At 71.7% G+C, this 8,678-nt stretch carries 10 protein-coding genes and 1 pseudogene; 7 read left to right on the top strand and 4 right to left on the bottom strand.

Translation table 11 applies throughout. From position 1 onward, the window contains the following. The 5 genes from ACFWEP_RS26895 to dhaL all read left to right on the top strand — a co-directional run. A partial coding sequence (locus ACFWEP_RS26895) for a hypothetical protein (protein WP_387373677.1) occupies positions 1 to 214 on the top strand: 214 nt, incomplete at its 5' end. After that, entirely contained in the window at positions 172 to 429 is a 258-nt protein-coding gene (locus tag ACFWEP_RS26890) for a hypothetical protein (protein ID WP_387373676.1), read from the top strand. The genes ACFWEP_RS26895 and ACFWEP_RS26890, both read left to right, overlap by 43 nt. Positions 430 to 535: 106 nt before the next feature. Then, entirely contained in the window at positions 536 to 1,195 is a 660-nt protein-coding gene (locus ACFWEP_RS26885) for an endonuclease (protein WP_387373674.1), read from the top strand. 173 nt (positions 1,196 to 1,368) lie between these two features. After that, entirely contained in the window at positions 1,369 to 2,367 is a 999-nt protein-coding gene (locus tag ACFWEP_RS26880) for a dihydroxyacetone kinase subunit DhaK (RefSeq protein ID WP_387373672.1), read from the top strand. Between the two features lie 50 nt (positions 2,368 to 2,417). Then, complete coding sequence (gene dhaL, locus ACFWEP_RS26875; protein ID WP_387373670.1) at positions 2,418 to 3,095, top strand: dihydroxyacetone kinase subunit DhaL; 678 nt, start codon at positions 2,418 to 2,420, stop codon at positions 3,093 to 3,095. Between the two features lie 16 nt (positions 3,096 to 3,111). Here dhaL and ACFWEP_RS26870 read toward each other — a convergent pair whose 3' ends face one another. Then, positions 3,112 to 3,726 (bottom strand): restriction endonuclease, encoded by a 615-nt coding sequence (locus tag ACFWEP_RS26870; RefSeq protein WP_387373668.1) that lies wholly within the window; start codon positions 3,724 to 3,726, stop codon positions 3,112 to 3,114. Positions 3,727 to 3,899: 173 nt separating this feature from the next. Beyond that, positions 3,900 to 4,109 carry a hypothetical protein gene (locus ACFWEP_RS26865; protein ID WP_387373666.1) on the bottom strand — a complete coding sequence of 70 codons (210 nt, stop codon included), beginning with the start codon at positions 4,107 to 4,109 and terminating at the stop codon, positions 3,900 to 3,902. Between the two features lie 429 nt (positions 4,110 to 4,538). Here ACFWEP_RS26865 and ACFWEP_RS26860 point away from each other — a divergent pair, with 429 nt between their 5' ends. Further along, on the top strand, positions 4,539 to 6,086 hold the full coding sequence (locus ACFWEP_RS26860) for a hypothetical protein (RefSeq protein WP_387373664.1): 1,548 nt from the start codon (positions 4,539 to 4,541) through the stop codon (positions 6,084 to 6,086). 253 nt (positions 6,087 to 6,339) lie between these two features. Here the strand turns inward: ACFWEP_RS26860 and ACFWEP_RS26855 are convergent, their stop codons facing one another. Then, a complete protein-coding gene (locus tag ACFWEP_RS26855; RefSeq protein ID WP_387373662.1) occupies positions 6,340 to 7,026 on the bottom strand; it encodes an HAD family hydrolase in 687 nt (228 codons plus the stop codon). A 573-nt stretch (positions 7,027 to 7,599) separates the two neighbouring features. Here ACFWEP_RS26855 and ACFWEP_RS26850 point away from each other — a divergent pair. Continuing rightward, complete coding sequence (locus ACFWEP_RS26850) at positions 7,600 to 8,313, top strand: ScbR family autoregulator-binding transcription factor (protein WP_387373660.1); 714 nt, start codon at positions 7,600 to 7,602, stop codon at positions 8,311 to 8,313. Between the two features lie 63 nt (positions 8,314 to 8,376). Here the strand turns inward: ACFWEP_RS26850 and ACFWEP_RS26845 are convergent. Further along, positions 8,377 to 8,678: pseudogene (locus tag ACFWEP_RS26845) on the bottom strand (hypothetical protein); the annotation flags it as partial.

The following is an 8,678-nucleotide window of genomic DNA, read 5'->3' as shown; positions in this document are numbered from 1 at the left end:
GGGCTTCCGTGTACGGGCCCGGGGAACCGACGGTCCGGACACCGCGCTGGAGCACCTGAGTCGGGCCGAGCAGGTCCGGCCCGTCGGCCAGGACGCCTCCGATTCCTTCGCCCCCTGGTACGAGGACGGTGCGGTGCACTACCGCCGCGCGAGGGTCCTGGCGGAGGCCGAGTGCTTCCCCGAGGCACCCGGTCTCCGGCCGAGGCCGCCGTAGCCGCCTACGACCTGGGCGGGGAGGACGGCGAGGTACCACGCGCGGAGGCGGTCCGCATCGCGGCTCTGATCGGGGGGAACGGCCTCGACCGGCGCAAAGAGGCGATCACCCGGCTGACGGCCGCGGCGGCACGCTGTCGCGAGGCGAAGCTCGCCGACGCCGCGCACGTACTCGACGCCCTGCGCGCCGAGTACGTGCAGCAGCAGCGGGGCTGAGCGCTCGCGGGGGCGTCCCGTCGCACCGCGCGGGCCGTCCCCGGCTACCGGAACGCCTTCCCCGCCCGCGTGTGCGCGTCCGGGCGGGGAGGAGGACGGTGGCTACATGGGCGACCTGAAGACCCTGGACCTCCTCCTCGGCACCTACGGGCGGACGTATGCCGAGGAAGCCGGCATCCGCCTGCGGGACACGCCTCAGCCCCTCTACCAGCTCCTGGTCCTGAGCCTGCTGCTCAGCGCACGGATCCGGGCATCCGTCGCGGTGGCGGCCGCGAAGGCGCTCTTCGCCGACGGCATGCGCACCCCCCGTCGGATGGCGGACGCCACCTGGCAGCAGCGCGTCGACGCGCTGGGCGAGGGCGGCTACCGGCGGTACGACGAGCGGACGGCGACGCAACTCGGCGACGGTGCGCTCGTGCTCCTCGACGAGTGGGCCGGTGACCTGCGGCGGCTCCGCCGGGAGGCCGACGGTGACACGGATGCGCTGCGCGCGGGACTGAGGCGCCTGCCGGGCCTCGGACCGGCCGGTGCGGACATCTTCGTACGCGAAGTGCAGGCAGTCTGGCCGGAGACCGGCCCGTTCGTGGACGCCAAGGCGTTGCAGGGCGCGGAGCGCCTGGGCCTGCCCGTCTCCGCCGGCTCCCTGCTGCGTCTCGCCCACGCCGGATCCCGCGACACCGGACCGGAGGTGCTCGCCGCGGCGCTGGTGCGCGCGGCGCTGGACAAGCACGCCGCCGAGTCGATCGGGCTGTCCGCCGGGACGTGACCCGGCGCACGGCGCTCAGGAGGGATGGAGTGTGCTGCTGTGCGCCGTCACGTAATGGGCTGAGTTTCTCTCCGCGAGTTGCCACATCCGGCCCCTCCCTTAGCATGAAGTGACCTGTCTGGAGGGTCGTCTCACCCGGCCGCGCACGGCCCCGGGACGAAAGGGCGCCGCATATGGCCGCGTACTTCGAGAACAGCACTGACGACTTGGTGCCGAACGCGCTGGCCGGCTTCGCCCGCGCCCACGCCGATCTCGTCGTCCACGACGTGGAGAACGGCTACCTCGCCGCTCGCCACACCGCACCGTCCCGCCGGGTGGGACTGCTCTCCGGCGGCGGGTCCGGGCACGAGCCGATGCATGCCGGCTTCGTGGGAGCGGGAATGCTGGACGCCGCCTGTCCGGGGCGGGTGTTCGCCTCGCCGCACAACCGGCAGGTGTACCAGGCGTCGCTCGCGGTGGCCCGGGCCGAGGGCGTCCTGCACATCGTGAAGAACTACACCGGTGACCGGATCAACTTCGGCATCGCCGCCGAGCGCCTCGCCCACCGGTCCATCCCCTGCGCACGCGTCCTCGTCGACGACGACCTCGCGTCCGACTCCGAGGACATCGCCGCCGGGCGCCGGGGCACGGGCGGCACGGTTCTGCTGGAGAAGATCCTCGGCGGGGCCGCCGACACGGGCCTCGGCCTCGACGAACTGGCCGGCCTCGGGACGGCGCTGGCCGCTCGCTGCCGGACGCTGTCCGTCGCGTCCGCCGCGCACACCGCACCCACCACCGGCCGCCCCGCGTTCGAACTGGCGGCCGGGGAACTGGACTACGGCGTCGGCATCCACGGTGAGCGCGCCGACCGGATCAGGAAGGAGGGCCCCGTGTCCGCGCTGGTGCGCGAGATGACGGACGCCCTGCTGGCAGCGGTCCGCCCGGGTCCGGAGGAACCCGTCGTGGCGCTCGTCAACGGACTCGGTGCGGTCACTCCCCTTGAGCTGTACGGCATCTTCGGCGAACTGGGCCAGGTGCTGGACGACCGGGGCGTCCGTCTCGCCCGCCATCTCGTCGGCGACTACGTCACGGCCCTGGACATGCGAGGGTTCTCCCTCACCCTGCTGGTGGCCGATTCCCGGACGCTGGGCTACTACGACGCACCGGTGCGGACCGCGGCACTGCGCTGGTGAGTCGTGACGGGTCACCGGTGACCGGACGCGTGGAACTGAAGGAGAACGCCATGGCGACAGCTTTCGACAGCACGTTCACGAACGGCTGGATGGACCGGTTCGCGGCTTCGGCCCATGCCACCGAGACCGAGCTGACCACGCTCGACCAGCAGGTCGGCGACGGCGACTTCGGGGTGAACCTCAGCGCCGGGGTGCGGGCCACACAGCGGTTGCGGAGCGAGAGCGCGGACGCCGCCGCGCAGGACGATCCCTCGGCACCCCTGGGCAGCGCGGCCAGTGCTTTCCTGGACGAGATCGGAGGCACCAGCGGGCCCCTGTTCGGCCTGCTGTTCCAGGCGCTCGGCGCGGCGGTCGCGGCCCGGGGACCTGTCCTCACCACGACCGGTCTCGCCGAGGGCACGGAGAACGGCCTCGCCGCGATACGCCGGGTGGGTGACGCGAAGCCCGGGGACAAGACGCTGGTTGACGCGCTGGCACCGGCCGCCGAAGCGCTGCGGACGGCACCGGACGGCACCCCGCCGGACACCGCGCTCGCGCTCGCCGCCGACGCCGCCTGGCAGGGCGTGCGGGACACGGCGGCGCTCCGGGCGCGGATGGGCCGCGCCAGCTACGTCGGCGAGCGCGCGTCGGGCATACCCGATCCCGGAGCCGTGGGTGTCGCCCTGCTCTTCGCCTCGGCGGCCGGCACCGTAACGTCCCTGGGACCGCATCTGCGCGTCACCGGGTGAGGCGGACGAGGCCGCCTCAGGAGAGCGGGCCCGGCTTGCGGCGGGGCGGGGGGACGGCCCGCAGGAGCTCCCACAGCGGCCGGGATCCGGATGCCCACACGGCGAGGGTGTGGCGGTCGACCACGTGCAGCCGCTGTTGCCCCGCGAAGGCCACGGCCCGTGCGGTCACCCGGCCGTTGGTGACGATCACCGCGACGTCGGCGCCGTGCACCTGGCGGGCGGTGCCGTTGAGCACCTGCAGATCGGGCGTGCCCACCGCGGAGCCGGCGAGACCGCCGCTCCGGTGCTTGCACTGGATCACCCAGCGCCGCCCGTAGGGGTCGGTGGCCTTCACGTCGGCGCCCAGGTCTCCGCTGCCGCCCACCCGGATCGCCTCCCGGCAGCCGTCTCGGTGCATCAGGTCCCGTACCGCCTCCTCGAACCGGGAGTGGTGCAGGGCGTCCAGGTGAGGAAGCGCGTACCGCAGTCCCTGCCGGCGGACCGCGTCCCACCGCGCCCGCTGCCGCTTGCGGTGGAGCAGGCCGCCACCCGCGGACACCGCGAGCCCACCGATGACGACCAGCACCCAGCGGTGCGCCAGCAGCCAGTTCACGACGACCACCGTCAGCGCGACGGAGGCGACCGCGACCACGAGGAATCCGGTCAGCCGGTCCCTCGAACGTCGGCGCCCCCCGACCGGCCTCCGCTTTCCCCGCCGCCGGGGATCTGATCGACGCGGGTCCGATCGACACGGACGCGGCTTGCGGACGGGTCGCCGCATCGGCGGGCGTCCGGTCGTCGCCCGGCTCTTCCGTGCGCGAGGGCTCATCGGGCGGCCTCCCCGACGCCGTCGACGAGTTCACCCAGGAGATTCAGAATTCCCCGGCCCACCGGGGTCGGGGCGATCAGTACCCCCAGCGCGAGCACGACGACCACGGTGAACCTCTCGTCCCTCCGGCTCCGGGACTCCGTACGCCGCCGCAGCCTCAGCAGGACGATGACCGCGAGCAGCACGGCCACATTGATCGTCAGCAACCGCCGGACCTCCCACCGAACACGACCGCGTCCGGGACGGCGGACCCGCCCCGGACCTCCTGTGTAGCCCGGACCCGGAGGCCGCACGGACGGATTGGCGGCGAATGGCAGTAAAACGATCTCCTTGGCCGGAATGCACGAGTCCGCTCCGCGTGCGGGAGGGGCCGGCCCAGTGAAGTGGCGACACTCGTCAAGGAGATCGAAAGAAGGCGCACATTCGAAAAAATGAACGAACATCGTGCGCGCGCCGGCCTGGATCGCCGGTCCACGAAGGACGGCACCGGCTTCCACACCGACTACCGGGTGAGCCGAACGGAGTTCCGGGGTCCGGGGGCCGTACTGCCGCGTACGGTGGGTTCGTTGCCGAGCCAGGTCCGTCGTGACAGGGCCGGCCACGGGCAGTTGGAACGGTGGGGAAGGAAAAGCAGCATGACGAAGGCGGCCGGAGGACTGGACGAGCGCGTGGTGGGACGCAAGTGGATGGTGCGTCTGGACGCGACCGGCTGCGGCAGTACGACGGTGCGCGTCACGTGCAGCCGGCCGTCCTGCGCCGAGCAGCGCCTGCCGTCGACGGCAGCGGGACGGGCGGCGGCGATCGCACATCTGAAGGCTCACCTCAAGGCAGCCGCCGAACCCCGGGCCCACGCCTACTGCGCTTGCAAGTCCGAGAACTGCGGCGCGCACATCCGCCCCCCTGCGAGCCGGTACGAGCATCCGCAGTCCTGGCGGTGCGGCGGCGCGGTGGTGCTGGCCGTGCTCTTCGACCGGGAGGGCCGCTGGTGGCAGGCCATGGAGTGCTGCTCCCGCTGTGCCGCCGCCACACCCGGTACCAAGATCGTCGCCACTGCTGCGGCCGTCTTCGTTCCGGCGGCCGCAGCCCCGCAGCCGGTGGGTGACCGCCCCCCGGTCGCCGCAGTGTTCTCCGACGGTTCGACGTCCGCGCCCACGTCCGCACCCGGGACCCGGCGGGTGCCGAAGCCCCGCTCCACGCAGGTGCGCCGCCGCCAGGGGTACGAGAAGATCGCGCAACGGATCGTCCCGCACGACCTGCGTCCCGTCGTCCTCCGCGACGAACTCGTCGAACTCGGGCATCTGTTCCGCGCCTACCAGAAGCGCACCGAGCCCGACCTGGCGCTGCTCGCGGACCTCCACACGCGCAAGGCGCAGGCGTTCATGACCTGGTCCGACGTCACCGGGGACGTCACCCTGCGGCTGGAGGCCCAGCGTGCCGCGCACGCGGCCACCGCCGCCCGCCTCCAGCACCAGCAGCGCACCGGCGCCGGCCCGGACGGCGAGGGGCCGGCGGTGGAGCGGTTCCTGATCGGACCGATGCAGTGGACCAACGCGCGCTCCGTCCTCGATCACCTGGCCGAGCACGCCCCTCTGCCCGGCGCGGAGGCAAGGCTCCTGACGGTGATGCTGACCCTGCGCACCGCGCACACCGGAACCGGCAACCTCGTGGGACAGGACGTCAACGGCTTGAACCTGACGGACCCGGAGGGTCTGCTGACCGAGCTGGCGGGGAGCGGCTGGTTGTCCCTTCCCGGCACCGCGGGCGATGTCCTCGATGCCCGGCCGGAGAGCCCCGTCCCCATCACCGTCCCGTCCCTGGTGCCGGGGAACGACGGCACGGGCCCTCTCTCGTTCGGCCGGAAGATGCGCCCCAAACTCAGCGGATGGGCGCAGCGAGTGGTCTCGGACAAGAAGCTCCGCAAGTCGAAGGCCTCCCCCGCCGCCCGGATGCTGGCCCTGGCACTGGCCGCCCGGACGAGCTTCGACGGCCGTCTGGGCGCAGACGGGCAGGGCGTCGATCCGGATGCCCTCACCGCCTGGTGCCCGGTGGAACCGGAAGAACTGCCGGCGTTGGTGGAGCGGCTGGTGGCGACGAAGTGGCTGGCCGACTCCGATGTCACCGACACGCTCATCACCGGTCAGGTGTCGGAGCGCATCCTGCCGCTCACCTGCCCGTGCCCTTAGCTCATCCCGCCGCGGTCACCACACACGACGTGGTCCTTCCTCTGCGGAACAGGCCGGGCGAACCCGTCCCGCACCCAGCACCGCCCCGCTGGAATCCCCACGCTCAAGCCGTTGACCAGGACGTACACCAAAGTCCGGCTTGAGTCTTAGCCCGGTCTTCGAGCTCGGAGGTGCGACGACACGGGTGCCGCCCTGTTCCGCCGGGGCGGCACCCGCATGGTGGTCCGGGTGGCCGGGTCGCCCGGGAGGTCTGTCAGTCCTCCCCGGCGATGCGCGTCTGCGCCCAGGCCACCAGGTCCGGATCAGCGAGGTTCGCGACCCAGGAGTCGGCGTGCTCCGCACCCGGCCCGTCGGGGAACGGCCCGGTGCCCAGCACACGGAGGCCCGCCTTCCGGGCGGAGACGATGCCGGTGACGGAATCCTCCACGGCGAGAGCCTCCTGCGGGGGCACCCCGCAGAGCCCGGCGGCGACCGTGTAGACATCCGGATGCGGTTTGGGCCGTACACCGTCGCCAGCGACGACCACATGGTCGAAGTGGCCGAGCAGCCCGGCCCGTTCGAGGCTCGACTCCACCATGTCCAGGGGGCAGTTGCTCGCCACCGCCAGTGGCAGGTGCCGGGCGGCAAGGCGTACGAGCGCCGTCGCACCCGGCATGGTCACCGGGTCGTCGGCGACCAGCGCCGTGAAATGTCGCAGCAGACTGTCCGTCATGTCGTCGACGAAGTCCGGTTTTCCGCACTCCTCGGCCATGAGCGCGCCGCACTCGGTGTAGTGAACGCCTTTGGCGCGTTCGGCGAATCCAGCCGGGGGGCGGAGGCCGAACTCGGTGAAGACCCGCTGACGCGCGTCCTGCCAGTGGCTTTCGGTGTCCATCAGGGTTCCGTCGCAATCGAAGACGATCGCCGACGGAGACCAGGAGAAAATGCGATGAGCTGTCATTTCTCTGCCGTTCTCGAAGAGCGCGCCGGCCCCGCCCGGTCGGCGGGTGCAGTGACACAGGGCAGCGGGAAAGGCGCACTCGACTGCTGAGATCGCGATGACGAAGCGATCTCGGTGAACACACGCGGAGACAAAGGATGCTGTCTCCCGGGCGCGCCGCGGCGGACGGATTTCCGCCCTTTCCGGGGTGAGCCCAAAACATCGTAGGCGCTACGTTAATTTCGGGGTCGCGCGTCCCGCAATCACTACTTCGAGTGTTTGGGAGCCGATCGAAGACGGGGCGACCCCCCGGAAGCGCGTCGCGCGGGACCACGGAGAGTTCAGCGATCTGGCCACCAACTGCGTTCAGAAGCAGCTCAGTTGCACACATGCCACGCACAGGGGCGGCGTGACGCACGAGGGTTCGCCCGGCGACCCGACTGCGAACCGGTTTACGAATTCATCAATGCCGCCCACACGCGGGCACAGTCGAAGAATAATAAAATCTTCCGCGCGTCGAATCCTCCGGCACCGGCCCCCGGGCACAGTTCTGCGCCCCACACCATCGAACACTCGAACGAAAGTAGAACATCCGTGCAAGACAGAGCGCTAGCAACCCGGAAAGTTCTCCTTGAATCGGCAGCACACCTCTTTGTCGAACAGGGATATGCGGGCACCAGCATCAATGAGGTCGGTGACCGTTCGGGGCGTACCAGCGGAGCGATCTACTTCCACTACTCCAGCAAGGAGAAGCTGGCACTCGCGGTCGTCCGCGCGCAGTTCGCCAGCTGGCCACAGCTGAACGCCCGGTACACCGCTCCGGGCATCCCCCCGCTGGAGAAGCTGGTCGCCCTCAGTTTCGATGTCGCCCACACCCTGCGGGAGGACGTCATAGCCCGCGCAGGCGCCCGCCTGTGGAACGAGCGCCGCAGCATCGACGCGGCCGTGCCCGCTCCGTTCGCCGGCTGGACCGCTGCCGTGACGCGGCTGCTCGCCGAGGCGCGGGCGAGAGGTGAACTCGCCGGAGGAATCGATCCCTCGGGCACGGCCACCACCCTCGTGTGTTCCTTCTTCGGGCTCTACACCCTGACGGACGAGGTGGCGGGCGAGCCGGAGCTGGGGGCCCGGCTGAACCAGTGGTGGCTGCTGGTCCTGGGCGCGCTGCAGGCCCGGCCCGACCCGGCCGCCCTCCTCGCCCGGGTGCGCTCGCGCCTCGCCGTGAGCGGCATCCGCATCCCGCCGAGGACGCGGCCCTCCGCCGCCGGTGCGGCCGGAGAAGGGCAGCCCGACGCGACGGCACGCGGCTGAGGGACGCGGGCCCGGAACCCCGGTTCAGCCGTCCGGCGAAACCGGAGGATTGCGGGACAGCTCTCAGGAGGTCAGGAAGACACCAGAGGCGCCTCGTCCAGGCACTGCGGCGAGGGAAGGGCGAGGGGCCGGACGGCCGGGTACGGGGAGGCCGGGGGACGGACGGTGAACGGGGAGGTCGAGGAGGCGGCCGAGGGACGCGGTCACTCCGGCCGCGTGGTCGAAGACGTACCGGGAGGCCCAGTCGTCCGCCAGCGCGAGAAAGTCGGCCAGATCGCGCTCGACACCCGCGAGCAGCCGCCGCATCTGCGCGAGCGGTACTTCGATCACCGGACCCGCTTCCTGACCGGTCGCGCAGGTGAGAC

Source organism: Streptomyces sp. NPDC060198 (genome assembly GCF_042728415.1).
Classification (GTDB): Bacteria; Actinomycetota; Actinomycetes; order Streptomycetales; family Streptomycetaceae; genus Streptomyces.
Note: the sequence above shows the minus strand (reverse complement) of the source record. Positions and strands in the feature narration are given on the sequence as shown.